The organism is Nakamurella endophytica (assembly GCF_014646215.1).
Lineage (GTDB): Bacteria > Actinomycetota > Actinomycetes > Mycobacteriales > Nakamurellaceae > Nakamurella > Nakamurella endophytica.
This window is the reverse complement of record NZ_BMNA01000007.1, coordinates 89,095-115,343: the sequence shown is the minus strand read 5'-3', so window position 1 is coordinate 115,343 and position 26,249 is coordinate 89,095. Positions and strand designations below refer to the sequence as shown.

General features: G+C 72.1%; 25 protein-coding genes. 21 read left to right on the top strand and 4 right to left on the bottom strand.

Annotated elements, in window-relative coordinates; genetic code table 11:
• The first annotated feature begins 105 nt into the window (after window positions 1-105).
• On the top strand, window positions 106-966 hold the full coding sequence (locus IEY37_RS22845) for a fibronectin type III domain-containing protein (RefSeq protein WP_373298370.1): 861 nt from the start codon (window positions 106-108) through the stop codon (window positions 964-966).
• A 391-nt stretch (window positions 967-1,357) separates the two neighbouring features.
• Here IEY37_RS22845 and IEY37_RS16045 read toward each other — a convergent pair whose 3' ends face one another.
• Together IEY37_RS16045 and IEY37_RS16040 are read right to left on the bottom strand one after the other, a co-directional pair.
• The gene (locus IEY37_RS16045; protein WP_188943324.1) at window positions 1,358-1,537 is read right to left on the bottom strand and encodes a hypothetical protein; all 180 of its coding nucleotides are present in this window, start codon (window positions 1,535-1,537) and stop codon (window positions 1,358-1,360) included.
• Window positions 1,518-1,919, bottom strand: a complete 402-nt coding sequence (locus IEY37_RS16040; protein ID WP_188943322.1) for a hypothetical protein — start codon at window positions 1,917-1,919, stop codon at window positions 1,518-1,520. Before IEY37_RS16040 ends, IEY37_RS16045 begins: the two co-directional genes overlap by 20 nt.
• A gap of 203 nt (window positions 1,920-2,122) precedes the next feature.
• Here IEY37_RS16040 and IEY37_RS16035 point away from each other — a divergent pair, with 203 nt between their 5' ends.
• The 14 genes from IEY37_RS16035 to IEY37_RS15970 all read left to right on the top strand — a co-directional run bounded on the left by IEY37_RS16035 (window position 2,123) and on the right by IEY37_RS15970 (window position 16,548).
• Window positions 2,123-3,112, top strand: coding sequence for an IS481 family transposase (locus IEY37_RS16035; RefSeq protein ID WP_188943320.1), 990 nt, complete (start codon window positions 2,123-2,125; stop codon window positions 3,110-3,112).
• Window positions 3,113-4,273: 1,161 nt separating this feature from the next.
• On the top strand, window positions 4,274-4,633 hold the full coding sequence (locus IEY37_RS16030) for a hypothetical protein (RefSeq protein WP_188943318.1): 360 nt from the start codon (window positions 4,274-4,276) through the stop codon (window positions 4,631-4,633).
• A gap of 251 nt (window positions 4,634-4,884) precedes the next feature.
• Entirely contained in the window at window positions 4,885-5,709 is an 825-nt protein-coding gene (locus IEY37_RS16025) for a hypothetical protein (RefSeq protein ID WP_229674509.1), read from the top strand.
• Entirely contained in the window at window positions 5,706-6,443 is a 738-nt protein-coding gene (locus IEY37_RS16020) for an SAF domain-containing protein (protein WP_188943315.1), read from the top strand. The genes IEY37_RS16025 and IEY37_RS16020 overlap by 4 nt, the downstream gene beginning before the upstream one ends.
• Window positions 6,440-7,297 (top strand): hypothetical protein, encoded by an 858-nt coding sequence (locus tag IEY37_RS16015; protein WP_188943313.1) that lies wholly within the window; start codon window positions 6,440-6,442, stop codon window positions 7,295-7,297. The genes IEY37_RS16020 and IEY37_RS16015 overlap by 4 nt, the downstream gene beginning before the upstream one ends.
• 71 nt (window positions 7,298-7,368) lie before the next feature.
• Entirely contained in the window at window positions 7,369-8,646 is a 1,278-nt protein-coding gene (locus tag IEY37_RS16010; RefSeq protein ID WP_373298369.1) for a TadA family conjugal transfer-associated ATPase, read from the top strand.
• The gene (locus tag IEY37_RS16005; protein WP_188943309.1) at window positions 8,643-9,602 is read left to right on the top strand and encodes a type II secretion system F family protein; all 960 of its coding nucleotides are present in this window, start codon (window positions 8,643-8,645) and stop codon (window positions 9,600-9,602) included. Before IEY37_RS16010 ends, IEY37_RS16005 begins: the two co-directional genes overlap by 4 nt.
• The gene (locus tag IEY37_RS16000; protein WP_188943302.1) at window positions 9,599-10,528 is read left to right on the top strand and encodes a type II secretion system F family protein; all 930 of its coding nucleotides are present in this window, start codon (window positions 9,599-9,601) and stop codon (window positions 10,526-10,528) included. The genes IEY37_RS16005 and IEY37_RS16000 overlap by 4 nt, the downstream gene beginning before the upstream one ends.
• A 105-nt stretch (window positions 10,529-10,633) precedes the next feature.
• Window positions 10,634-10,834, top strand: coding sequence for a hypothetical protein (locus IEY37_RS15995; protein WP_229674508.1), 201 nt, complete (start codon window positions 10,634-10,636; stop codon window positions 10,832-10,834).
• Between the two features lie 17 nt (window positions 10,835-10,851).
• Window positions 10,852-11,280: a TadE/TadG family type IV pilus assembly protein gene (locus tag IEY37_RS15990; protein ID WP_268238022.1), complete on the top strand. Its 429-nt coding sequence runs from the start codon at window positions 10,852-10,854 to the stop codon at window positions 11,278-11,280.
• Window positions 11,277-11,762 (top strand): TadE/TadG family type IV pilus assembly protein, encoded by a 486-nt coding sequence (locus tag IEY37_RS15985; RefSeq protein WP_188943298.1) that lies wholly within the window; start codon window positions 11,277-11,279, stop codon window positions 11,760-11,762. Before IEY37_RS15990 ends, IEY37_RS15985 begins: the two co-directional genes overlap by 4 nt.
• Window positions 11,759-12,247, top strand: coding sequence for a pilus assembly protein TadG-related protein (locus IEY37_RS15980; RefSeq protein ID WP_188943297.1), 489 nt, complete (start codon window positions 11,759-11,761; stop codon window positions 12,245-12,247). Before IEY37_RS15985 ends, IEY37_RS15980 begins: the two co-directional genes overlap by 4 nt.
• Before the next feature lies 1 nt (window position 12,248).
• On the top strand, window positions 12,249-15,869 hold the full coding sequence (locus IEY37_RS15975) for a LysM peptidoglycan-binding domain-containing protein (RefSeq protein ID WP_188943296.1): 3,621 nt from the start codon (window positions 12,249-12,251) through the stop codon (window positions 15,867-15,869).
• Between the two features lie 37 nt (window positions 15,870-15,906).
• Window positions 15,907-16,548, top strand: a complete 642-nt coding sequence (locus tag IEY37_RS15970) for a prepilin peptidase (protein WP_188943295.1) — start codon at window positions 15,907-15,909, stop codon at window positions 16,546-16,548.
• A gap of 208 nt (window positions 16,549-16,756) precedes the next feature.
• On the opposite strand, the gene IEY37_RS15965 is transcribed toward IEY37_RS15970, so the two are convergent.
• Both IEY37_RS15965 and IEY37_RS15960 read right to left on the bottom strand, forming a co-directional pair.
• A complete protein-coding gene (locus tag IEY37_RS15965; RefSeq protein WP_188943294.1) occupies window positions 16,757-17,497 on the bottom strand; it encodes an RES family NAD+ phosphorylase in 741 nt (246 codons plus the stop codon).
• 7 nt (window positions 17,498-17,504) lie between these two features.
• Window positions 17,505-17,900, bottom strand: a complete 396-nt coding sequence (locus IEY37_RS15960; protein ID WP_188943293.1) for a hypothetical protein — start codon at window positions 17,898-17,900, stop codon at window positions 17,505-17,507.
• A gap of 875 nt (window positions 17,901-18,775) precedes the next feature.
• Between IEY37_RS15960 and IEY37_RS15955 the strand changes: the two genes are divergently transcribed.
• The 6 genes from IEY37_RS15955 to IEY37_RS15930 all read left to right on the top strand — a co-directional run bounded on the left by IEY37_RS15955 (window position 18,776) and on the right by IEY37_RS15930 (window position 26,235).
• Window positions 18,776-19,546, top strand: coding sequence for a hypothetical protein (locus tag IEY37_RS15955; protein ID WP_188943292.1), 771 nt, complete (start codon window positions 18,776-18,778; stop codon window positions 19,544-19,546).
• 270 nt (window positions 19,547-19,816) lie between these two features.
• The gene (locus tag IEY37_RS15950; RefSeq protein ID WP_188943291.1) at window positions 19,817-19,987 is read left to right on the top strand and encodes a hypothetical protein; all 171 of its coding nucleotides are present in this window, start codon (window positions 19,817-19,819) and stop codon (window positions 19,985-19,987) included.
• Window positions 19,988-20,813: 826 nt separating this feature from the next.
• Window positions 20,814-22,022: a hypothetical protein gene (locus tag IEY37_RS15945; protein WP_188943290.1), complete on the top strand. Its 1,209-nt coding sequence runs from the start codon at window positions 20,814-20,816 to the stop codon at window positions 22,020-22,022.
• Window positions 22,022-22,342: a hypothetical protein gene (locus IEY37_RS15940; RefSeq protein WP_188943289.1), complete on the top strand. Its 321-nt coding sequence runs from the start codon at window positions 22,022-22,024 to the stop codon at window positions 22,340-22,342. The genes IEY37_RS15945 and IEY37_RS15940 overlap by 1 nt, the downstream gene beginning before the upstream one ends.
• A 2-nt stretch (window positions 22,343-22,344) precedes the next feature.
• Entirely contained in the window at window positions 22,345-23,013 is a 669-nt protein-coding gene (locus IEY37_RS15935) for a DUF8175 domain-containg protein (RefSeq protein ID WP_188943288.1), read from the top strand.
• Between the two features lie 6 nt (window positions 23,014-23,019).
• Entirely contained in the window at window positions 23,020-26,235 is a 3,216-nt protein-coding gene (locus IEY37_RS15930) for a hypothetical protein (protein WP_188943287.1), read from the top strand.
• The last annotated feature ends 14 nt before the right edge of the window (window positions 26,236-26,249 follow it).

The following is a 26,249-nucleotide window of genomic DNA, read 5'->3' as shown; positions in this document are numbered from 1 at the left end:
CGACCTCGCCGACCACTGCCGCCACGCAAATCGTCTCACACGCGACCACTCAAGCGACGCTGTCCTCGAAGCCGCCGGGCACGCTAGCCACTACTTCTACGAACCCTGCAGGCAACTCGACGTCGGTGCAGGGGACACGGACGACATCCCGGTCATCAGGCTCCTCCTCAGCCTGACGACGGCGGCTCCGCGGTTATCTCGTACGCGATCACGATGTCAGCGGCAGGGCGGTCCGTGCAGTCCCCGGCCGGCTCGAGCGTGGTATCGGCAGCCGGGGCGCCGCGGACGAGCTGGACAGTGGGCGGCCTTCAGAACGGCACGGCGTACACCTTCAGCGTGCGCGCTGGAAACACCGTGGGCCTGAGCGACCCGTCTGCCGCGTCGCCGCCGGTGATCCCGCAGGCTCCGGGATCCGCGCCGCTGCTGCCGCGGACGGTGCCTTCTGGCCAGGTGGGTATTCGCTACGCCGGGTCGGTTGCGGCGACGGCCGGGTCGAAGCCGGTCCGTTACCGGTTCGCCAGCGGCGCTCTTCCGCCGGGCCTGCAGTTGGACACGGGTGCGGGCGCGTTGACCGGGACCCCGACCAGGGCGGGGCGGTTCGTCTTCGGTGTGAGAGCCAGCAACAGTGCCGGCTCGGTCTCCCGGGCGTTCGCAGTCACGGTGGCTGGTGTGCCGTCGGCCGTTCCGTCGGCGCCTCGGGCCGTCCGTGTCGCTGGGGGCCATCGGTCCGTGACGATTGGGTTCATCCCCCCGGCGTCGGCCGGCGGCGGTGGACAGATCCGCGGCTATCAGCTGTCGTTGGACGCCGGTCGAACGTGGCAGTCCGTGCGGGCAGCCGGTTCAGCGTCGTTGCGCGCCGTTATCGGCGGGCTGGACAGCGTCGGGGTGTACCACTTGGCGTTGCGTGCGGTCAATGCAGCGGGGGTTGGCGCTTCTGTCCGGTTCGACGGGCCTGCAGGTCGATGAGTGCAGCGACCGGGGCCCGGGAACCGAGAGCCGGCCTACCGGCTGGCCGGCCACTAGTCCTCAGGTCGTCATCGGACGGGTAGAGGGCGTACGGACTGACCCGAGGAAATTTCCCAACGGACCGTTGGGAGGCTTGACAGGACGGTCGGTGCGGTCGGCACTGCTTCGAGGTCGCGCCTCAGGCTGGGGCGCCGACCCTCGATTTTGGGAGCTCCGCGCAGCTGTCGCCGGTCGTCCGTCAGCCGCTCATGCGATGGCTGGGCGTACCAGCCGTAGGACATGATCCGGTCAGTTCTCAGCCGGGAGGCGAGGGTTGTGGCTTGGGACGCCGCTCGTCCAGCCGATCCGCCCGTGCGCTGCGCACCGCCGCTCAGGGCGAAGCCGATCGGAGTCAGTGGTTCGGGTAGGCCTGCGGTTCGTGCTGGAGGTTGTGGTCGAGGGCGGCGATCTTCTGGGTGACCGGCGAGGTCGCCAGTCCACGGCGATCGTTGATCACCTTGCGCAACCGAGCGGCTTGGACGAGGACGGGCGAGACGGCGACTGTGCGGCGGCTACGGCTCGTTGTTGCCATGCTGGTCCTCCTCCGTGTCAGTGTCATCATCGGCGATGAAGTCGGTGTCGTCCAGGTCGTCGACTAGGTTGCTTTCGAGCTCATCCAGGTCGGCGTTGGCGTTCAGAGCCCAGAGTAGCTCCAGGTCAGCGTTGTGGGCCAGGGGTGAGTCGCCTAGGGCGGCGAGTAGGGCCAGACCGGCGGCTCGGCTGCGGGCGTCATCTCGCAGGCTCAGGTCGGCGGCCCACTGCATGCGGCGGAACCACTCCTCTCGGGCTGCTGCAAGTTCCCTCTGGTCGGTGGCTTGTCGAGTCTGCGCGGCGCCGATCCGTGCGGCGAGGAAGGAACCGGCCACGGTGAGGACGCCGATGACGATGGTGACCCACCACGGAGCTGGGGACATCTGGGCGGCTACCTCCAGCCTCCGGACGGGCGTGCGGGGTGTTGACGCTATCGGCTGGGGATGGGCGTGGCGTCCGGCGTCGGAGGCTGGCGGCTAGGTGTACTGCCCATGAGCGTTGTTGACGGCGGGTCGTGGTGGTGGGTGGGGAGACCTCCGGGTGAAGGTGTGGGTGCTGACGCCTCACCGACAACCCGGAGGTCTCGATGTCCCACGCTAATGCCCGTCTGACGGTTCATGGTCGGGCGGAGTTGGTGCGCCGTGTGGTGGAGCAAGGCCGTCCGGTTGCGCATGTGGTGGTGGAGATGAACGTCTCCCGGGCGACCGGTTACAAGTGGTTGGCCAGGTGGCGCGCCGAGGGCCCGTCAGGACTGGTCGACCGGCCCAGCCGGGCGCACCGTCTGCCGGGCAGGACCTCTGCGCAGTTAGAGGCCAAGGTGGTGGCGTTGCGGTCGGCGCGGAAGTTGGGGCCGGCCAGGATCGCGCCGCTGGTGGGGTTGCCGGCCTCGACGGTGCATGCGGTGCTGCGCCGGCACGGCATGCACCGGTTGGCGTGGTTGGACCGTCCGACCGGTGAGTTGGTGCGCCGCTACGAGCGGGCTCGGCCCGGCGAGCTCGTCCATATCGACGTCAAAAAGCTCGGCGCGATCCGCGACGGCGGCGGCTGGTGCGCTCACGGCCGCGGATCCGACCAACACAACCACAGCCGCGCCGAGGTGGGCGCCGGCCGCAGAGTCGGCTACGACTTCGTGCACTGCGCCATCGACGACCACAGCCGGCTGGCCTACGCCGAGATCCATCCCGACGAGACCAGCAGCACGTGCGCGGCGTTTCTGCGCTCGGCCGTGGCCTGGTTCGCCACGGTGGGCATCGACCGCATCCAACGGGTCATGACCGACAACGCCATGGCCTATCGGCGCGGCACCGCCTGGCGGCAAGCCATGACCGACCTGGGCATCGATCAACGGTTCACCCGCTCCTACCGGCCGCAGACCAACGGCAAAGCAGAACGGTTCAACCGCACCCTGGCCGACGAATGGGCCTACATCCGACCTTTCCGTAGCTCCGCCGAACGAGCCGCCGCCCTGCCAGCCTGGCTCCACACCTACAACCACCACCGCAACCACACAGCACTCGCCGGCCAACCACCCATCGCCCGCACCACCGTCAACAACCGTGCTGGGCACTACAGCTAGGCGTCAGTGGGCGGCGCAAGAGGGCGAGGCCTTAGTTGTGACCATCTCTGTCGCTGGCGCAGCTGCTGTGCGCCTGGGGACCGCCCAGACCGTCGCCGGGCGGCGTGCACCAGTCGGCGATGACGCGGCGTTCAACGCCGGTCGTCTGGGGGCGCATGGCGCACCGGTGGCGGTTTTCCCCACAGGCTGTGGGGATGCGGTCGGACGTCGCCAAGCGACCTTCGGAGCACTGAGGCGCCTTCGACGGGTGTGATGCGGGACACACTTCAAGTGGAGGGCGTATGCAGACGGTCAGATCGGGGCGCACGGCCCAGTTGGGCGGCGAGTCACCCAGTTGAGGTGGCTCAACGAACGGCTGCGGCCGTTGGCGACGGGCCGACGCCCTGGCTGTCTAAAGCTCTCCCCGTCGTTTGATCGCTCCGCGCTTGCGCTCCGGCGTCCGACCATCGGGCGCTCGTGGTTGCCAGGTCGAAACCATGGCTCGAACGGCGTCGTCGGGGACGACGCGGCGAGGTTGGTTGCCGGCGCTTGATCGGGGCGGTGGGTGAAGGCCGTGCCGTTGCGCGCGCGGGCGCTGAGAACGGATCAGGTGATCGATGCCTTCGGTGCGAGGCCGACCGTCGAGGTGAGTAGCCACGGGGTCAGCAAACCGTGTGTAACCGACGGCAGGCACACGGGTGAGCACGAGTTTGAGTTGGTCGCCGTACGGGTTGACGTGGGCACGGTGAGTGGATGACGCTCGGCCGGTCGGGCACGGACGTGGGTGCCCGAGGTGATGCAAGGAGTTGGTTCGTGCGGGTTCGGGGGGCGTTGGCGGTGGCGTCAGCCGTCGGTGCCGTGCTTCTTGCGACCGGCTGCCGGGGCGATGCGGGTGTTACTACACAGTCCGTGCCGAGTTCCTCGACCACTGTGGCTACGCAGACCGTCGCGGACTCAACGACCCCAATGGCGCCGTCCTCGACGCCGCCTGTGACGCCGAGCGATGATTCGTCGAGCTCTGCAAACATTTCGACGTCGGCGCCGACGATGGGCACGACATCCTCGTCGTCGGGCCCGTCCTCATCCTCTATTGGGACGAGTCCGTCGGCATCAACGTCGGCCCAGTCGGAGGAGCAGCAGGACCGGGCAGCGATCCAGGCGCAGTGGATCCGTTCCTGGAACGTGTATCTCGCGCTCGCCCGGACGCCGGTTGCTGATCGTGTTGCTGCGGTGGACGCAGTGGCGGTGGATCCTGCGCGGGCGAGTATGCTCAGTGACGCCAAGAGGTTCGACGCGCAGGGTGTGCGCACGTACGGGACGCTGGGGCACCGGATCTCGTGGCCCCGCGCCGTCAACGGTGGCGCTAGTGCGGTGATCTCGGACTGTCAGGATCGCAGTCATAGCGGGTCGCTGGATGTGGCGACCGGCAACAAGCTGACGGTCGGTGTCGCCCGGGACCACTACCAGGGCCGGATGGTTAAGGGCCGGGACGGTGTTTGGCGCGTCGAGCAGGTCTACTACTTGAAAGACGAGCCGTGCTAGCCCGTCAGTGGGCTGTTGCGACGACTCTTGCCAGTGCTGCGGTGTTGTCGTTCCCGATAGCGGCCGCTGCGGCGCCGCACGCCGACCCGCCTCCGGTCCAAGTGGTGGCAGGCGACGGCAGCCTGCTCGGCGGATCGAGTTACTCGTTGACGTTGTCGGTTGGTGGGTCGTCGGGTTCCGGTGGCGGGTTGGAGCCGGGCCAGGTTGAGCAGGCGATCAGGGCGGCGGGTACGGCCCGAAGTGGGTCGTCGGTGGGTTCTGGCGTGGGGTCAGCCGTCGACGAGCTGGCCGGCCACACCAGCGGCGGCGGCGACGACGGCTCCGGCGGCTCCGGTGGCTCAGGTGGCTCTGGTGGCTCCGGCGGGGGTGCGCCGGATCCGGATGCGGTGGCGTCGATGGAGTGTCAGTGGCGGGTGGCGGACGATGTGCCTGCGGGCGACCCGCGCTGGGGTTCGAACAATCCGGCGGCCGGGTCGCTGGTGACGAACTCGTGCAACGGTGGCCCGGAGCAGTTCGTGTACGTGCCCGATTCGGCGCTGGGCGGCGGGGCCGCAGCGCCGCCGCCCCCGCCGCCGCCGGATCCTGCGGTGTTGGCGCAGCAGGCCAGGACGGAGCTGACGCTGCCGTCGCCGGTGGCGCACCGGTCGCCGCCGGAGACCAACTCGGATCCTGCGTACGGCGGCCTGCCGTACACGTGGGTCGGGCTGAGCACCTACTTCTGGGTGGATGACTGGCAGCCGATGACCAGGACGGTTGCGTTGCGCGGCGTTTCGGCGACGGCCACTGCGACGCCGACGGGGCTCTCGTTCGACCCGGGCGACGGCAACGCGGCGGTGACCTGTGCGGGTCCGGGTCGGCCGTGGGTTGCGGCGGACGGCAACGAGCCTGCGTCGAACGGGGCGTGCGGCTACAGCTACCGGTCGGTGACGCCGAACGGCCCGCTGAGGGCGACGACGTCGGTGCAGTGGGAGGTGAGCTGGACCAGCAACACCGGGGCGTCGGGGACGTTCCCGGCCTCGACGACGTCCTCCTCGTCTTCGTTCTTGGTGGAGCAGATTCAGGTGGTGATCCGGTGACGACGTCAGTCAATGGGGTGAACGGTTCGGCCCGCCCGGTGGGGACGAACGGCAGCGCACGCCCGGCCGCGGCGCCGACGGTGGGGAAGGGCGGTGCGGCGACGCCGGTGGCGCGGTCGCCGTTGCCGACGCGGCAGCGTCGTCCTGGGTATGCGGCGCTGGGCGCGCTGTTGGTGCTGGGCTTGGGCGGCGGGTTTGGCTACCTGTACTCGACGGCGGGCGAGAAGGTCCCGGTGGTGGTGGTGGCCCAGCCGGTGGCCGTGGGCCAGGTGATCGAGCGCAGCGACCTGTCGACGGTGGACGTGGCGGGAGACATCACCGCGATCGCCGGCGCGAACCTGCACTCGGTGGTGGGGCAGCGGGCCGCGGTGGCGCTGCTGCCGCACACGCTGCTGCAGCGCTCGATGGTGACTGACGTGGATCCGATGCCGGCCGGGCAGGTGCAGGTCGGTGTGGCGGTGAAGGGCGGCCAGCTGCCCGCGGACGGCTTGGTGCCGGGCGACCGGGTGCAGGTGCTGGCGCTGCCGTCCGGGCAGCAGCAGTCCGGGCCCGGCGGGGACGCCGGGAAGCCGGTGGTGCTCGTCGACGCGGCGACGGTCTACGCGGCGCACCCGGATCCGGTGCAGGCCGGCGGGACCCTGCTGACGCTGTTGGTGCCCGCGGCCGACGGGCCCGCCGTCGCGGCGGCAAGCGCGTCGGCGTCGGCGGCGCTGGTGAAGGTGCCGGCGTCGTGATCGTCTCGGTGTGCTCGGACAAGGGTGCCCCTGGGGTGACGACGCTGGCGACGGCGCTGGGGGTGGTGTGGCCCGGCCCCCGGGCGGTCGTGGAGGCCGACACCGCCGGCAGCGACCTGTCGTTCAGGCTGCACCCGGCGGCCGCGGACACACCGCTGTCGCATCTGGCGCCGGACCCGTCGATCGCGGGCTTGGCCACGGCTGCGCGGCTGGGGCTGACCGGGGCCGGACCGCTGCCGTTCGCGCAGGAGACCTCGCTGGGCGTGCCGGTGGTGCCCGGAGTGCTATCGGCGGAGCGGTTCCGGCCGCTGCGGTCGCTGTGGCCGGGGCTGGGTCAGGCTCTGGCGGGTTGGCCGGGAACGGTGCTGGCCGATCTGGGCCGGTTGCACCCGGGTGCGCCGGCCGCGCCGGTGGCGCAGGCGTCGACGGCGGTGCTGCTGCTGACTCGCGCGGACCTGGAGGGGCTGTTCCACGTCCGGGACCGGGTGGTGGAGCTGGCCGGCATGGTCGGACCAGGGGAGGGCGACCGGATCCGGGTCGGTGTCGTGGTGACCGCCCCGGTCAAGCAGCGCCGGGCCGCGGTCGAGCAGGTGCATCAGGTCCTGGCTTCGGTCGGCTCACCGGCTCCGGTGCTGGGCTGCTTCGTGCACGACCCGGCCGTGGCGCAGCAGCTGTGGGCCGGGGTGATGACGCGCCGGCTGGCGGGCAGCGAGCTGGTGCGCTCGGCCCGCTCGGTCGCCGAGTCGGTGCTGGCTACCTGGCCGTCCCTGACCGCGACCTTCGACGCCACCGACTCGTCAGCGGACGTGCACGCCGAGTCGACGACGGCGCCGGCACCGGCGGTGGCTCCGTGACCGGGCCGGTCAGCGAGACGCCGGTGGAGTACGAGCTGGTGAAGGCGCTGCGGGTGCAGGTCGCCGACGCGATGACCCGCGCCAAGCAGGAACGGGACCGCCGGGGCTTGAGCGAGCTGTCCGAGCCGGACGAGCGACAGCTGGCGCTGAGCCTGATCACCAGCGCGGTGCAGGCGCACCAGGCCGAGATCGTCAAGGCGGGCGGCGAGCTGCCCGCGGACACCGGCTACGACCTGCGGCTGATCATGGCCGTGGACTCGGCCATCTACGCAGCCGGCGAGCTACAGGAACTCCTGGACGACGACCAGGTCGAAAACATCGACATCAACGGCTGCGACGAAGTGTGGATCAGCTACGCCGACCGGGGCAAGGTCCGCGGCGCACCGATCGCCGCAGCGGACGAGGACCTGGTCCAGATCGTGCAGAACCTGGCCGCCTACGCCAGCATCAACGCCCGCCCGTTCACCCGAGCCAACCCGGAGCTGGACCTGCGGCTGCCGGACGGGTCTCGGCTGTCGGCGGTGATGGGCGCGGGGGAGCGGCCGGCGGTGTCGATCCGCCGCAACCGCTACCCGCAGATGTTCCTGTCGCAGCTGGTCGAGCTGGGCACCATCGACGAGCAGCTGGCGGTGTTCCTGCAGGCGGCGGTGCGCGCCCGGATGAATCTGATCATTGCCGGCGCCACGGACGCGGGGAAAACCACGCTGCTGCGGGCCTGTATCAATTGCATCCAGGGCGATGAGCGGCTGATCACGGTGGAGCGGTCTCTGGAGCTCGGGATTCGCCGACAGGGCCTGCACGCCGACGTCGTGGAGTGGGAGGAGGTGCTGCCCGACGCCGAGGGTCACGGCGGCATCACCATCCAGCAGCTGGTGCGCCGTACCCGACGCCACAACCCGTCCCGCGTGGTGGTCGGCGAGGTCCTGGGCCCCGAGGTAGTGGAGATGTTGTCGGCGATGAGCCAGGGCAACAACGGGTCGCTGTCGACGCTGCATGCCCGGTCCGCGGCCGACGTGTTCGCCAAGCTCGCCCAGTACGCCGAGCAGTACGAGCGGATCGAGAACCGGGTCGCCCACGCCTTGATCGCCGGCGCGGTCGACTTCGTGGTGTTCATCGGCAAGAACCGCCGGTTGGGTGGCAGCCGCACCGTGACCGAGGTGGTCGAGCTGGCCGGCGCCCCGGACGGCCGGGTGGCCTCGGCCCGGATCTTCGGGCCGTCCCCGCTTGATGGCCGCGCGGTGCGGGTCGACGACGTCGCCATCAGCGACGCCCGGCTGGAGGAGCTGGCCGACGCCGGCTACGACGACACCGCCACCTCGTTCCACTTCCCGAGCGGGCCGACGTCGTGACCGGGACCATGGCGCTGACGGTGCTGCTGGGCATCGGCATGGGCGCCGGCCTGCTGCTGATCGTCGTGGGACTGCGGGGCACCACCGTCGATCCGACCCGCCCCCCGTCGCGGGCCGCCCGCGCGGTGGCGGCGCTGCGCTCGCCGGCGCTGTCCGGGCGGATCCTGGCCGCCGCGGTCGTCGGCGTCGCGGTGCTTGCGCTGACCCGCTGGCCGGTCGCCGCGGCCGGGCTGGCCACGCTGGTGCTGCTGTGGCCGAAGCTGTTCGGCGGCGGCGCCGCCGAGGCCCGGCAGATCGCCTCGCTCGAGGCGCTGGTGGTGTGGACGGAGTCGCTGCGCGACACCATCGCCGCGCACGCCAGCCTGGAACACGCCATCCCGGCGTCGGCGGTGAACGCGCCCGAGCTGATCCGGGCGCCGCTGGTGCGGCTGGTCGGGCAGATCCGGGCCCGGGTCCCGATGGACCGGGCGCTGCTGAACCTGGCCGCCGAACTGAACGACCCCAGCGCCGACCTGGTGATCGCCGCGCTGATCCTGAACGTCCGTCGCCGCGGTGACCGGCTCGGCGAGGTGTTGACCGGCCTGGCGTCCTCGGCGCGGGAGGAGCTGGAGATGCGGCGGAAGATCTCCGCCGGCCGCGCGCAGCTGCGCCGCGGCATGCAGATGGTCGTGGGGGTGACCGTGGCCATCGCGGTGTTCCTAGTGGTGTTCAGCAAGACCTACATCGCCCCGTACTCCACGGTCACCGGGCAGCTGGCCCTGGCCGTGGTGGTTGGCATCTTCGCCGCGGCGTTTGCCTGGATGCGCAAGCTGTCGGTGCAGGCTCCGGTGCCGCCGTTTTTGACCCGCCCGGACGCGCAGCCCGACCCCCTCGAGGCCCGGCTGGTGACCACCCTGGTCGACAACCCGATGCCGACGACCGGCAGCGGCACGCTGCGCCGGCAGGTGATCCGGTGATCGCCGCCGTGGTCCTGGGCGCCGCGCTCGGAGGGGTGCTGTTCGCGCTGCTGGTGCGCCTGGCGCCGCCCAAGACGTCGCCGCTGGTGCAGCTGGCCCACTTCGACGCGGGGCACGGCGCCACCGCAGCGGCGCTCACCCAGGCCGAGAAGGCCGGTGCTGCCGGCGCCGGGCGCGGCGTCCTGGCGCGGGTGCAGGGGCAGTCGGGTCGGTGGCTCGCCTGGCAGCTGACCCGCCGCGGCGTCGGCTACACCAGTCTGCGGCAGGACCTGGCGTTGACCGGCCGCACCGTTGAGGACGCCCTGGGCCGCAAGATCACCTTGGCCGGCGCCGGCCTGCTGCTGGGTCTGCTGGCCACCGTCGGTTTGACCGTGGCGGGGCTGGCGCTGCCCGCGGGCGCCCCGGTGATCCTGGCCCTGGTGCTCGCGGCGGCGTTCTTCTTCCTGCCCGATCTGGACGCCCGCACCGAGGCCGCCCGGCGCCGGGAGGAGTTCCGCCGCGCCTTGGGTGCCTACCTGGACCTGGTGGCGTTGGAGATGGCCGGCTCCGCCGCTCCCGCCGAGGCGTTGCCGTCGGCGGCCCGCATTGGCGCCGGCTGGCCGCTCGCCCTGATCCGGGACACCCTCTACCGCGCCACCCGGGGCGGGCGGAACCCGTGGACGGCCCTGGCCGACCTGGGGCAGCGGATCGGCGTCGGCGAGCTGCGGGATCTGGGCCAGCTGATCGCGCTGGTCGCCCACGACGGCGCCCGGGTCCGCTCCACGCTCACCGCCCGCGCCCAGACCATGCGTCGGCATGAATTGGCCAACCTCGAGGGCAAGGCAGGCAAGGCCGATCAGAGCATGCGCATCGCGCAGATCCTGATCGGCTTGGGGTTTATCGCCTTCCTCGGGTACCCCGCCGTCGTCGCCGTCCTGTCCTTCTGACCCGCCATCCCCGACCCGATCATTCCGACCTGACCAAGCCAACCCGCACTGACGTGACCACCGCCGACGAGAGCGCGTCACGACCCCTCTGTGAAAGGAACGCACATGTTGAAGCTGGAGTTGGAGATGGTTCGCACCTGGGTGATGACCAGGGTCGCCGCGCTGCGCGAGGAGGAGCCGGATCGGGGCAGCAACACGTCGGAGACGGTGATCTGGGTGGCGCTGATCGTGGTGGCGGCCCTGGTGATCGGCGGCATCATCGTCGCCAAGATCACCAGCAAGGCCAACAGCATCGACCTGCAGTAACCGCAGCGGATCGGCCCGTGCGGGGATTGCTGGGGTGGACCCGGCGCCGGTGGCGCCGGGTTGCTGGCGACCCTGACCGCGGGTCCGCCACCGTCGAGGCGGTGCTGATCGTGCCGATCGTGGTGGTGTTGACGATGGTGGTGGTGCAATCCGTGCTGCTCTGGCACGGCCGCCACGTCGCCCAGGCGGCCGCGCAGATCGCCGCCCGCTCCGCCGCCGCCTACCAGGGCACAGCAGCATTCGGGCAGGCCGACGGCGATGCCTACCTGCAGCAGGTCGCGGCCAACCTGCTGCCCGGCCGGGACGTGCAGGTCGTCCGGGCCGCCACCACCGTCACGGTGACCGTGCACGCCGACGTGCTGTCGGTCATCCCGTTCGGTCGCTTCACGGTCGACGAATCCGCCAGCGCCCCGGTGGAGGCGTTCACCGCGGCGGGTGCGCCATGACCGCCGCCGGCTGGCCGGCGGCGCTGCGCCGCCGTCTGGCATCCACCGGCCAGCAGAACCGGGACCGGGGCGCGTCGACGACGGAGCTGGTGATCATCGCTCCGGTCGTAGTCGTGATCTTGTTGCTGGTAGTGGCGCTGGGCCGGTACGCCCACGGCAAGCAGCTGGTGGAGCAGGCCGCGGCGGCAGCGGCCCGCGCCGCGTCGCTGGCCTCGACGGCCTCGCAGGCGCAGGACCGCGCCGTCCAGGCGGCGTCGGGGGCGTTGTCCGATGCGGGGGTGTCCTGCGCGTCGATGAGCACCGCCGTGGACACCAGCTCGTTCCGGGCCGGCGGCACCGTCAGGGTCACCGTGACCTGCACCGCGGATCTGTCCGGCCTGACCCTAGCCGGCGTCCCCGGGTCGGCAAGGATGTCCGCGACTGGCGCCGCGCCGCTGGAGACCTACCGGCAGTACGCCGATTCCCGGGCCGGTGGATCGTGAGCGGCCGCACCCGCGGGGCGGCCGCTCGGATCGGGGGCCTGCTCCGCCGGCGCTGGTTGGTACTGCGCCGAGAGGGCGACCGCGGCTCGATCACCGGCTACCTGGTGGTCATCACCTTCGCCTTGTTCGCGTTGGCCGGGCTGGTCCTGGACGGCGGCGCGGCGCTGACCGCCCGCGGGCAGGCGGCGGACGTGGCCCAGCAGGCCGCCCGCGCCGGCGCCGACGCCCTGGACGGCATGTCGCTGCGGAGCCCGACCCCGGCCGGGCTGACCGCCAACCCAGCCGCCGCGCGGGCCGCGGCGCAGGCGGTGCTGTCCGCCGCCGGGGTTGAAGGAGAAGTGACCGTGACCGGATCCCGGGTCACCGTCTCCGCCCGCGCCAGCAAGCCCACCGCGATCCTGGCGATCGTCGGCATCGACGAGGTCGGCGGCAGCGCCACCGCCACCGCGATCCCTCTGCACGGCACGACCACGGGAGCGTCCTGACATGCCCACCTCGTCCACGGCAGGCACCCGGGTGATCGGGCGGCTGCTGCGCGTCCTGGCGTCCACCGTGGCCTCCGCGCTGCTGGTGGTCGGGGTGCCGTGGCTGCTGGCCACCACGATCGGCAACCCGCTGGACCGGCTGCCGGACCTGCTCGCCGGCGACGTCAACGACCAGGTGATCCTGGCCGCGATCGCCGCGGTGGTGTGGCTGGCATGGGCCCAGTTCGCCATCGCGTTCGTGGTCGAGCTCGCTTCGGCGCTGCGCCGCACCCCGATGCCGCGGCGCATCCCCGGCGTGTTCGGCTTTCAACAGGGCCTGGCCCGGGCACTAGTCAACGGCGCCCTACTGCTCCTGCCGCTGACCCTGTCCACGGTCGCCCCCGCCGCACAGGCACTTGCCATGGCTCCGGCGGCGGCGCCGCCGCCGGCACCCGCCGCGGCCCCGGCGACGGTCGCTCCGGCACCCCGCCCGCAGGTGCCCACCCAGCCCGTGAGCGTGTCCGCGGACGGCGCCCGCACCTGGTGGGACCTTGCCGTCCAACACCTGGGCGACGGGTCCCGGTGGCACCAGCTGTGGGAGCTGAACCAGGGCCGCGCCCAGGACGACGGCACCGTGCTGCGCAACGACCGGACCGTGCTTAAGCTCGGCTGGACGGTGCTCGTCCCGGCCACGGAGCCGGCAGCGCGGTCAGCCGCGCAGGCCGCTGCTGACGTAGCGGTGGACGTCACGGTGCAGCCGGGGGACACCTTGTCCGAGCTGGCCGCCGAGCATGCTTCCGGGGACTGGCCGCAGCTGTGGCAGGCCAACGCCGGCCGCGCCGAGCCCGGCGGCGCGCACCTGACCGACCCGGACTACATCGAGCCCGGCTGGACCATCACCATCCCGGCCCCACTGGCCACTGACTCCGGCACTGACTCCGCCGGCGCGGCCACTGACTCCGGCTCGAACGGCATGGCCGCGGACCGGGTCGTCGTCGAGCCCGGGGACACTCTGTCCGGCATCGCCGCAGCTCGCGGCGCTGACCTCGACGCGGTCATCGCCGCCAACACCGGCGTCCCCCAGCCCGACGGGCAGGCCTTGACCGACCCGGACGACATCGAGCCTGGTTGGACCATCACCATCCCGCGCCCGGCCGACGCCCAGCCGTCGGCTGGCACTGACTCCGGCCCGTCAGCCGCTCCGACCCCGCCAGAACCTGCACAGCCGCCGGCCGCCACGGAGCCCGGCGCCTCTGACTCCACGCCGCCGGCCGCCACGGAGCCCGGTCCGGCGGACTCCACGCCGCTGGCCGCTACAGGCCCCGGCACCGCTAACTCCGTCCCGTCGGCCGCTGCAACTGGACCGGCCAGCCCATCGGCGGCTCCTGCCTCGGCGCCGAGCGTGCCGACTGCGCCGGTGCTGACGCCGGCCGTCTCCTCTCCGGCGGCCGGCTCGCCTTCGTCCGACTCATCCTCGTCCAACTCCTCGTCCTCGTCGTCGGTGGCGACGTCGTTCGCGGTGTTCGCCGGCGGCGGTGGGGTGCTGGCCGCGCTGCTGCTAGCGGCCCTGGTGCGGGCACGGCGCCGGCAGCTGCAGCACCGCCGCCCCGGTGAGTTGGTCGCCGCGGCGCCGTCCGGGCTGCTGGAGATCGAGCGGGCGCTGCGCAGCGTCGGCGGCGCCAGCTCCGCCGACGCGCAGTGGCTGGATGAGGCGCTGCGCGGCCTGGGCCACGCGGTCGCGGCCAGCGACGGCGCCTTGTCCCTGCCGGACGTCCTGGCGGTGTGCGCCACCGACACCCGGCTTCGGCTGGTGCTGGCCAGCCCGTGCCCGACCCCGGTGGGTGCGTGGACGCCGCAGTCGGACGGCACCTGGGTCCTGGACCGAGGCCAGTCGACCGGGTACGACCCGCAGCGCCGCGACCGCGACGTCACCCCGTATCCGACGCTGGCCACCGTCGGCTACACCGCCGGCGGTGAGCACTGGCTGCTGGACCTGGAACGCATCGGCGCGCTGACGCTGACCGGGGACGCCGAGCGGGCGACGAACCTGGCCCGCTTCCTGGCCGCCGAGCTGGCCCACAATTCCTGGGCTGAGCTGCTGCAGGTGACCCTGGTCGGGTTCGGCGCCGAGATGGCACAGATGCACCCGGACCGGCTCACCTACGCCGCGGACCCGGCCGCAGCCCTGGACGCGGTCACCGCGCAGCTGCGGTCGGTGGCCGCCGTCGTGGACGAGTCGGGCCTGCCCGTGCTGGACGGCCGCGGCCGGGGCATCGCCGGCGATGCCTGGGCGCCGCACGTGCTGCTCATCGCCCCGCAGGCCCTCCCGGACGACGCGACCGACCGGGCCGGCCTGACCGAGCTGCTGGATGCGGTGACCGGTCGCGGGGACCGCTCCACCGTCGCGTTGGTGGTGACCACCGGTGGGAACACCGACGACACCGACGTCGCGGCGGCGGGCGACGGCGGGTGGGTGCTGCGGGTCGACGAGCACGGCGTGCTCTCCATCCCCGACCTCGGTCTGGAACTGATCGCCCAGCAGATCCCGCCCGAGCAGGCCGGCCAGCTGGCGCAGCTGCTGGCCCTGGCCGTGAACACCGACGAGGGGTCGGTCGCCTCGCCGCTGCCCGAGGACAAGCCCGTCTCGACGCATCCCCGCCCGGAGCCGGATGAGGCGCGGTGGGCGCGGGCGGACTCGGCATTGCCGCTGCCGGAGCAGGTCTACCTCGAGCAGTCCGCCACGACTTCCCGCGACCTGCAGGCGATGGCGCCGGTGGTGCAGGCCGACGTCCGTGAGCAGCTGGCCGCCGGTGACCCGGACCTGGACGCCGACGTGGCGGAGTGGACCGACCGGGCCAGCAGCCGACCGCGGATCGCGGTGCTGGGAGCGGTGGCCGTGTGGCCGCGGGGCGGCGCCTCGCCGCGGCCGCTGTCGCCGATGAAGGCCGAGATCGCAGTCTACCTGTCCATGCATCCCACCGGGGTGAGCCCCGAGCAGTACGGCACGGACCTGTGGCCGGAGGATCCGGGCATTGCCGGCAGCACCAAGCTGCGCAACAGCATCTACGAGCTTCGCCGGGCGCTCGGGGTCAACGCCCGCACCGGCACCGAGTACCTGCCCCGCAACGCGGCCACCAACGGCGCCCTGTACCGGCTGGAGGACGTGCTGATCGACGCTGAGCTGTTCCGCCGGCTCCGGCTGCGCGGGTTCACCCGCGACGAGCAGGACGACCGGCTGGCCGACTGGTGGCAGGCGCTTCACCTGGTCCGCGGCGCCCCGTTCGACAACCAGCGGCCCGGCGGCTACGGCTGGCTGGCCGGCCGCCCGGTCGACCACGAGTACACCGCCACGATGGTCGACCTGGCCCACGCCGTGGCCACCCACCACCTCGCCGTCGGCGAGCCCGACCGGGCCGAGGCCGCCGCGAAGATCGCGCTCACCGCGACGCGGGGCGTGGAGGGCGCCAGCGACATTTCCCTGCTGGACCTGGTCTGGGCCTGCGACGCTCAGGACCGCCGCGCCGAGGGCGACGCCCACGTCAAGCAGATCCTGCGCAACCACGGCGCCGACGACCTCGAGGACCTGTCGCCGCGCACCTACGACGTACTGCGGCGCCGCCAACTCCTACCGCCGGCGGCATGAACGACCCGACCCCCAGCACGGGCGGTCGAAGGTGGCGATGACCTGGCCGTTGCTGGTGTCGGTCGTCGCCGCGGTCGCGGTCAGCCCCTTGTCAGCGGCGTGGACCGCAGCGCTGGCCGCGGGTCAGCACAGGGGCTGGTGGCGGCTTCGGCCGGTCAGTGCGCGGCGCTGGGCCACCGTCGCTGCGGTGACCGCCGCGCTGGTGCTGCTGGCCGCTGCCGGGCACCCGTCGGTGGCGTGGTGGCTGCTGGCCGTCGGCGGCGGTGTCCTGGCCGTCGTCGACGCGCAGACGGAGTTGCTACCGGCCCGGCTGACCTACCCGCTGGCCGCCCTCATCGCCGCCGCGCTCGTCGCCGCCGCGGTCATCGGCGGCGACGCTGGTCCGCTGCTGCGCGCCGGCCTTGCGGCGCTGACGGTTGGCGTGCTGTGGCTGGCCCTCTGGTTTCTCTCGCCCCGCACGACCGGTCTCGGCGACGCCCGGCTGGCCGCGCTGACCAGCGGCGTGCTGGGCTGGGTCGGCTGGGCTGACGTCTGGCAGGCGCTGCTGCTGACCTTCTTGCTGGCCGCGCTGACCGCGGTCACGATGGCGGCCCGTAGCCGCCGCGGGCTCCGCCGCACCGTCACGGTGCCCATGGGCCCGGCCCTGCTCGCCGGCGCGGTCCTTGCGCTGTGGCTATAGCGCCGAGCGTGTTTGCGGCACGGAGGTTGGTGGCATTCCGGGTCGGGGGCGGCATCTATCTGGTGGGTGTTGACACGTTGTCGTCGCGGTGCCGGGAGCCTGTCGAGGTAACGGACCTGGATGGGCATTGCACCAGTGCCGACGAAGTTGAGGGCTGACTGGGTTTATGACGGTTAGGCGAACCCGCGAACTAGCGCGTGGCTACTAACTACCCAGCCCAGACAAGTCGGTGTAGCGCCATGGCCCTGACGATGGCGGGGTGCGCGGGATGCAGTGGCTCCTCGGCATGCTGGGTGAGCAGCCGGGAGGAGTCGTCGTCGACGCCGCGTTCGAAGATGGCGAGCAGCTCGTGGTCGTCGCCGTGTCGGGACTGGAAGTGCGCGCCGTCGAACAGGGCATCGCCGGTGGGTAAGTGCTGCCGGTACAGCCAGGCGGAGACCTCTTGGGTGAGCGATCGAGGCCTGGCCAGTCGTAAGGCGGCCGCGTCGAAGTCGGGCAGACCGTAGGTGATGGCGGCGGCGAGGAACCGGGGACGCAGCGTGGAGATGGTCTCGGCTTTGGTGACCGAGCAGTAGGTTCCTGTGAGCGTGGCGGAGGTGGCCGTGCGGGGGGTAAGCCAGTCGAGCGGAACCTGACCTGCCGGCGCTGTGGGCCAGAGCTGGGCGTCCTGCGGGTCCTCCTGGATGTCTGCGAGCTGGAGGTCCATCGTCGGGTCGGGCCGGAAGCACGCGAGCACTTCGACAAGGCAGCCGAGCAGGCTCACACCGGCGTAGAGAGTGCGGTATCGGCCGTCCGGGTCGTCCCAGCGGCCATGGAAGCGACCCTGCTCGGCGTACTCCCAGGGTGTCCAGTTCCACGGATCAGGTAGGTACCCGACCCGCCATACGGTGCCCGGATGGTTCAGGACTGCGACTGGACCGTCGGCCGTGTGCCGTTGCGCCAGCGGCATTGCGGGGTCAGCCGGTGGCGGCGAAAGCGCGGGCCGCCGCCAGCACCTGGGGCCCGGCAACTTCTAGGTCGCCGTCGCGCAGGATCCGCGCCGGGGACCGGTCCTCCAGATGCGGGTTCAGCCCTTGGAACCAGGCCTGAGCGACCCTGGGGGAGTCCTTCACGAGGATCATCGCGGCGGCCTGATGGGCGATGCGGAGCCGCTGCTCGACGGCGCGGTCTTGGATGTTCCGCTCGCCGTCGGCCCATTGACGGACGGCACGAGTCTCCCGAACACCGCCGAGGAAGGCCACGAGCTTGGCGCCGAGCGCTTCCCGCAGCTCTTTGACCAGCTCGGAAGTGTCCAGGCGGACGGTGCGCTCGTAGCTGCGCAAGTCCGGTCGGGCCGGGCTCGAGGTGGCCATGCCCCACCGTACAACTGGCACCGACTCGATGACAGCCAGCTTCACACGCCGTTTCACACCACAAGGCACGACGGACACGCGTCCACCTCCAGTCGCGCTCAAGACATGCGCACGGCTGCGCACCGTGGTGCTCTGTCTCTCGGCCGATCCCGGGCTCTGCGTGAGCGATCGGTCGCTGGCCTCCTACAACAGTTCCTGCTGCACCCAAGTCTGTCGACGACGACGACGACGCTCGCGGTGCGGTCGGGAGAGGCCTGGGCGGTGATGGCGTTCGAGAGGACCGCCGTGCCGGCTGCTCGTGCTGCGGTCAGGATCACCGTGGACCGCCGTGACGCGCCCAGTCGCCTCGCCCGGGCTGGTGGTGCGGCTGTCTGAGGCACTTGATCGCGACGGACGAGCACGGCAAACCGGACCCCGCGTCCGTGGTGTGCGGGATCGTTCCAGTGACCTAGTACGACCTAAATCGCGGCTATTAGCACACTGCCGATGTGGTGCCGGACGTCCGGCGTCTTCTACTTCGCACTGGATGCCGCCACGGCCGCTGGTCGCGACCCCGGACGACAGGCAGTTCCGACCAGCGATCTCGTAAGCCGGGCCGGGTCGCCGATGTCTACGCGGGATTGCTGCTGATCTTGCGCTCGTCGCGTTGTCAGCGCTGACGCCGGCGACCGCCCGGCCCGCGCACGTTTCGCCACACGTTCACGGCGTTAATGGGCCGGCCCTCGCCACCGGGCTCGGTTGGGCTCCTGCTTGAGCGGGCTGTGCGTGTCAGTGGCCACGGCACGCAAGGTCGACCAGCAACTGCTGACCGATCACTGACAAGAGACTGACTGCGCTTCGGAGGGTCGAGACATTGGGTCTTGATCTTCTGGAGGTTGATCGTGTTCCAGGACTGTTCGCCGGTGGGTGACTGGTCGGTGTTGCTTGAGCGGCTGGATCGCGCGGGTGCGTTTGGGCGGTGGCGTACGTGGGCGCCGGAGCTGGCGACGGTGCCGTCGCCGGCAGGGCTGCCGTCGTGCACGGCCGTCCATTCGGACCGCGGCGAGTCCGACCGCGTCCTGGGCGCGCTGATCCGAGTCGCAGCCGTCGACGGGATGGCAGACCCGGACGCGGCGCTGGTGCTGCTGCACCTGCTCAGTGACGGGATCTACTCGTTGGCGTCCCGTCTGCCGCATCCGTGGGCGGAGGCCGTGGCGCTGGTCGCCGGCGAGTTGACCTGCCAGATCCGGTCGTTCCCGTGGCGTCGGCGGACCCGCGCGTACGCGGCGAATCTGCTACTGGACACCAAGCACGCGTTGCTGAAGGAGCTGCCTGCGCTCGGCCCGGACGGCACTCGCCGCGACGTCTCGCTCGACCCGCTCGACTCGCTTTGGCGCTCGCTGCCTGCACCTGCCGAGGCGCCCGCTGCCCAGGAGGTGATGCTCACCGACCTGATGCGGTGGGCTGAGCGCAACAGCATCGCCGACCCCGACGACCTGCGGATGCTTGTCGCGCTGCAGGAGCGGGCCGGCTACGGCTCGCGGAGCCGGCATCGGATCGCCGCCGAGCTTGGTATCAACGAGCGGACGCTGCGCCGCCGGCGGGACCGGACTTTGGCGGCGTTGCGCGCCGCGGGCCCCCGATTTCTTTTGGAACGGGCGGCGTAGCTCCTAAGCGCTCGAGGCGTCGGATGCTCTTGCGGCTCCCCGGGTGCAGTCGCGCACGGGCTCCCTCAGTTCGATCGCGACGAGGTCGAGAGTGCAAGGTTTCCGCGTGCTGAACGCTTGGCTACCTCGCCGCTGGCCAAGTAGGGAACCGGACGCTGCTGCAGCTGGTGCACGACCCGCAGTTCGCAGCGTCGGCGCGGCTCGTTGACGTCGATGTGGACGACATCGACTACGTCCGGGACACTGGGTCAGCCCCACAGAGGAGACGCCATGACGACGACGCAGAGGCCGAGCTCCGCCGCCTTCAGTGAGGCTCGCGCTCGCCGCATCGTCAAGGTGTCGGGCTCCACGATCGCTGCGGCGCGGGCTCAGGTGGCGATCAGCAGCAAGCTGGGCAAGACAGTGCCCAAGGCAGTCAGCAAGATCGCACGCGTCCGCTGATCCGGGTCGCGGCGCCCGGTGTGGTGTGATCGGTCGACTCTCACACGCTCAGGCGCTATTCCGGATGGCCGGCTCGGGTATGCCGGTGTGCGCCGCTTGGGTGATGATCCCCCTGCAGGGACAGAGCACCTCACTGTCTGAAGCCGTCGCCGACAGGGGTGTCCGCCGCTAGGTCCGCAAGCTGTTCAACGAGATGCGCGACCGGCCAGCCGCGCAACCGTGGCCAGCCCCGCGTCCGCTGTTCGTCCGGGGCAGCATGACGCACTCGACCATGATCCGTGTCGATAGTGCGACGGTGTCCTGCGAGCGGCCGCTGGTGTCGACGAGCACCTCGGGCTGCGGGTATCCGGGCGCCTTGGCGTGGAGCCGTTGTAGTGGGGCGCTAGAACGGGTCGTCATCGGTGGGCACGTCTGCGTAGGTCGTGGGGGACACGCTGCTTCCTTAGCCGGCGGGCGCGGGAGCTTGATCCAAGGCGAACGAGTCGCGCGACCCATTGATGCGCCGCTATCCTCGATCGACTACCGGACGCCGTCCGAGTGCGGGTAATCCACAACCGGCCGGGCGAAGTCCGCGGGGCCCTAGCACGCGAGCCCCAATCCCCGGACGGGTCGGCGAGTCGTGTCGATCCAGATTGCTCCGTTCGTGGTGTCCACATTCGGCCTCGAACCGAACCTGTCTAGGGCGTGAGGGATCGGGAACGCCGGGCGGTGCTCGGTCGGGGGACCGGTGGGGCCGTGGCTGCAACCGCGACTCCACGGGTGCCGGACCGACGCTGGCACCGGCTTGCCGGCAGCGCCGCGAGCGGGGTTGTCCGTGGGTAGGCGCATGGCGGAGATCGGTCTGCCGGGCCAGCATCGGTCGGTCCTGGACGGCGGCGACGTCGACGAGGCGACCGGTCGGCTGTTGACGGTGGCCGAGCTGCAGGCGGCGCTCGTGGCGGCGCAAGCGATGGCCGCGGCCCGGGCGACCATGCGGCCGCGACTGATCGCGCCTTCCGAGCGGGCGGCGGCACCCCTTGCGGCCACCACCCAGCCGCCGGAACGAGACGTCGAACCGGCCACCGAACCGGCCGTGCGCGAGGCGCAGGAGCCGGCCGAGACCGAGCCGGCCGAGCGCCCTGGGAGATCGCGGCGGTGGGCGCCGCGGTGGCGCGCTGTGGCGGAAGCCACGCCGCCGGGGCCCGACGAGACGGTGATCGCGGCGGGTCGGTCGGCTCCGGCGGGGTTCACCGGTCCCGCCGCGCTCCGGGCTTGGTTGTGGCTGACCGATACCGTCCCGGCGCCCCGGGTGCTGGTCTGCGCGGCCGGTGGCGGTGTCGGGGCGACGACCGTGGTGGCGGCGCTGGTCGGGTTGATGGCGGCGGCCCGGCCGGACCAGGTGCTGGCCGTGGAGCTGGCGCGCCGGGAATTTTCGCAGCTGACTCGGCAGGTGTGCGGCGCGGTGGATGCGGTGTCCGTGGGTGGGTGGCTGCCGTCGGACGTCGAGCAGGCGCCGGACCTGGCCGGGCTTCCGTCGGGGCCCAGTGGCGCCCGAGTGGTTCAGGCGGGCGCGCATTGGTGGCCTCGCCTGTCTGAGCGGCTGACCGCGGACACGGCGGTGGTGGCCGATCTGGGATCGCTGGAGCACGCCGATACCCGGGCCTTGCTGCTGGATCACGACGGGCCGGCGGTGATGGTGGCCCGCGCCGACTCGGCCGGGGTGACCGCCGCGCTGGCCGCACTGACCGAGCTGGACGCCGCGGGACTGACCCGCCGCCCGGTGCTGGTGCTCTGCGATGCGGCGGGCTCCCGGCCCGGGGTGCTGCGCACGGCGCAGCGGCTGGCGGCCACCGCCGCCGACGTGCTGGTTCTTCCCAAGGCCCCGGTGCTGCGGCGCAGCCCGGTCCCGGTCGGCGGCTGGGACCGCGCCGTGTCCGGCGCGCTGGCCGAGCTGGTGTGCGCCCTGGCTCGCACCGCGCACCACCTCAACACGCCCCCATCGACCTTGCGGCCGCTAGCGATCGCCGAATCCACCCACGATGAGGAGCACTCCTGATGGACCCCACAGCTGATCCGACCGTGCCGCCCGCCGGAGGTGGCGGGACCGGGGGGATCAACTTCAACCAGTTCCGGCCCAGCAACGAGGGTTTGACGCAGCTGGACATCTGGAAGGTGATCGCCAACATCTTGATGTACGTCGGGTACGGCGGCGCGTTCCTGGCCTTTTTGATCGGTCTGATCATGTGGGGCGTCGGGCACAAGATCGGCGGCCGGCACGTCCTGGACGAGGGTAAGACCACGATCATCCGCGCCATCGCCGTCGGCATGATCCTGGGCTCGGCCGGCGCGATCTGGACGTGGGTCGTCTCGCAGTGAGGGTGACCACGGACTACACCCCGTTGCACGGTCGCGGCTCCCGCCGCACCGGCCTGCTGGCCACGGTCGTGCTCGTCGTCGGAGCCGTGCTGCTGGGCGGCGGGCTGCTACTCGGTCGGGCGACCGCCAACGCCAGTTCCGCAGCCGCGGCACTCGCCGCTGGGTCAATGGTGCTGTCCCCGCACGGGCCCGCGATGGTCGTCGACGGCATCCCGGCCGGCTATCCGCGGGACCGGGCCGGGGCGGCGACCGCGGCGGTGAACTTCCTGCAGACCTGCTGGTCTGCAGCCTCCGGCGTCGGCGACGTCGAGCGGATCCGCGCGGTCATGGCCGCAGCGAACCCCTCGGCCGAAGTGCTCAAGACGATCGGGCAGGGCCGGGTCGCCCGCGACGACAGCGGCCAGCAGCTGACCCCGGCCGCGGTGACCGTGCGGTCGCAGGACCAGCAGCAGGCCGTGGTGTCGGTGTGGGCGGTCAGCGCCTACGGCGGCACCGTCGGGAACAAGACCCGCACCACCGGCATGTGGTTCACCTTCACCGTCGCCCTGTCCTGGGAGCAGGGCGACTGGAAGGTCGCCGACCTGTCCGTCGCCGACGGCCCGGACGACGACGGTGCCGGCGGGGAGAACCTGGTGCCGCTGACCGGCGCCCTGACCGTCTACCTGCGATAGCCGGCGATGCTGCCCCGACTGATCCGACTGCCCCGTCACCTGGGCCGGGCGGTCACGGTGACCGTGACGGCGGCCGCGCTGCTGCTGGCTGCGGCGCTGCCCAGCGGCGCGGTGCCGACCACCCAGGGCGGCGGGGACCCGGCCGTGGTCGCCTCGTGGCCCACCGACCTGCAGCAGCTGGTCGCCGGCACGCCGGCGTTCACCTCGGCGCCGTGGTTCACCGAGGGCGATTGCCAGGGTCGGGGCGGTGATGTCAGCCGCTACATCAACACCTACTTCCAGCGGGAAGCGGCGTTCCGGCAGCAGATGATGGCCGAGCTGATCAAGGGCAACCCGGATCTGCAGGACCTGGGCATCCAGGCGCCGCGGCCGCAGGACGACCAGGTGTTCCCCAACGGCGACGCCGCCTACAACGTGGCGCCCGGGGTGTGCGCGGCCGACCTGCAGCAGTGGGGCACCCCGGACGCGAGCTCCCCGTGGGGGTTCAGCTGGGTGGCCCGGCCCGACGACGGGTCGCTGCGGCGGATGACCGCGGTCGGCGGGCAGGACATCGCCAACCCACTGACCGTGTGCTCGGACGACCCGGACTCCTACCTGTGCTCGCGGGCGTTCTTCGTCAACTGCGATCAGGCCGACACCGCCGGCAAGCAGCGGTGTCTGGACTGGAACGTCTCGGTGCAGCAGCACCTCAACGGCATGGCGCACTGGATCGACCAGAACAAGTCCGTGCTGGACCGGGTCGGCGACTTCTTCAGCGCGGTCGGGCACGGCCTGTGGACCGCAGGCGCCTGGGTGGTCAGCGGCCTCGGTTGGGTGCTGGGCAAGGTCGGCGACGCGATCGGGTGGGTCGCCAAGAAGGGCATGGAGCAGGTCGTCGCGTTCTTCACCTCCGGCGCGGTGTGGCTGTGGGGGCAGGTCACCGCCTGGATGATCAACTCCACGACGCCGAACCTGGCCACCGGCGGCTTCGTCGACACCTACAACCTGATCTCCGGCGTCATGCTGGCCATGGCCTTTTTGATCTGGCTGGCCGGGCTGGTCACCGCCTGGCGCCGCGGCCGGCTCACCGGCTCCATCATCGGCGCGGTCAAGGCCATCGTCGGCATCCAGATCGTCGGCATCATCGCCTACCTGATGCTCCAGCTGGCCAATCAGGCCACCTTGGGCCTGATCTCCGGACAGCAGCGACAGATCGCCAACTCCGACTTCACCGCCTCGCTGCTGCAAGTGAACCCGGTCGTCGGCTTGATCGCCGCCGTGCTCACCATCCTCGGACTGATCGGCGCCGGCCTGGTGCTGGTGTTCCAGGCGCCGCTGACCTTGGGGCACGCGCTGTTCGGGACCGTCGCCGCCGCCGGCCAGGCGCACGCCGGGACCTCGCACTGGATGGGCCGCTGGTTCATCAAGCTGCTCTCGCTGGCCTGGTGCAAGTTCTTCATGGTCGGCATGACGATCCTGGCGCAGAACCTGCTCACCAGCACCTCCGCCAACATGCAGCAGAACTTCGGTCAGCAACTGTTCTCGGTGCTGTCCGGCATGCTGCTCATGCTGCTGCTGCCCACCACGCCCTGGCTGCTGTCCGGGGTCATGTCCTTCACCGTCGGCCACACCTCCGCCGCCGGAGACGCCATGGCGCAGAAGATGACCGCCGCGGCGGGCATGGCAGCACTCAAGGCCGCGCCAGCCGCGGGTGCAGCCTCGGCCGGGGCCGCTCACGCCATGGCCACCATGGGCAACAACCTGGTCGCCCTGGGCGAGCTCGGCAACGGGACCTTCGGCACCGGCGACGGCCGCACCTACGGCGAGATGGACGACGACCAGGACGACGGCGGCGGTGACGCCGGCGGCGCACCGGCACTTCCGGCCGGCGATCCGCCCGGCGTGGCTCCGGGCGGCGGTGCTGCTGGCGGCACGGCTCCTGGCGGCGGCGGGGAGTCCGACGGCGACGGTTCCCCCGCCGGTGACACGGGCGGCAAGCCGGACGCGGGCGGCTGCGGCGACGGGGCGCCCACCAAAGCTCCGGGCGCCGGGGGTACCGCACCGGCCGGCGCGCGGGAGCCGCCACCGGATCCGCAGGACGCCGACCTGGAAGCCCCCGAGGATCTGCACACCGCGGCCGGCGCCGGTGCGGCAGCCGCGGGCGCTGCTGCCACCGGCGGTGCCGCCGCGGCGGCGACCGCAGGCGCAGGCACGCGACGCCGAACAGGCGCCACCGCCGGCCGCCGGTCCGGCTCGACGGCCACGACCGCCTCGAACGGGGACCCAACGACGGACGGCATCGCAACGGGTACCGGCGCGGCCGGGTCTGCAGCGGCCGCGTCGACGACCGGATCGACCGGCACTGGTCCCAGCCCGCAGCCAGGCGACGCCCCAGCCCCTGCGGGCGCGGGTGGGGACGGACAGGCCGCGGCGACCGATCCGGGCACCGACGGCGCCACGGTGAACGGTCACGTACCGGGCGGGACGGTCAACGGCAACGCTGCTCGCGGAACCCGGAACCCGCAGGCCCGGCGGTGTGGCGCCGCAGCCTCACCGGCACCGGCGCAAGCTGGTGGCGCTGCCGCACCGGCATCACCGACGCCGGCGGCGGGCGCAACGTCTGTACCAGCACCTGCAGGTGCGGCGGCTGCTTCGACACCCGCGCCGGCACCGTCAGGAACGGCCGCAGCGCCAGCACCCGCACCGGCACCCGTCGCGGCAGCGTCGGCCGCCCTGCCGACACCGGCAGCGAGCCCGGCCCCGGCCGCAGCGCCAGCACCCGCACCGGCACCCGTCGCGGCAGCGTCGGCCGCTCAGTCGACACCGGCAGCGAGCCCGCCCCCGGCCGCAGCGCCAGCACCCGCGCCCGCGCCGGCACCCGTCGCAGCAGCGTCGGCCGCCCTGCCGACACCGGCAGCGAGCCCAGCCCCGGCCGCGCCAGTACCCGCATCGGCACCCGTCGCGGCAGCGTCGGCCGCCCTGCCGACACCGGCAGCGAGCCCACCCCCGGCCGCAGCTCCGCCCGCGTCGCCTCCGCCGCCGGCACCCGTCCCGGCGGCGTCAGTGTCAGCGTCAGCGCAGATGACGGCGGTCGCGACGCCGGCGAGTGCGGAGCCGACTGCGTCGCCGCTGTCAGATCTCCCGCCGGTGGTCGCCCCACCGGCGGCTGAGACGCCGGGGCCCGCGGTGAAGCGGCCGAGGAGTTCGTCACCGTCCACCTCGCGTCGGCCGCGGCCGGCGTGAGCCACCGAACAGAG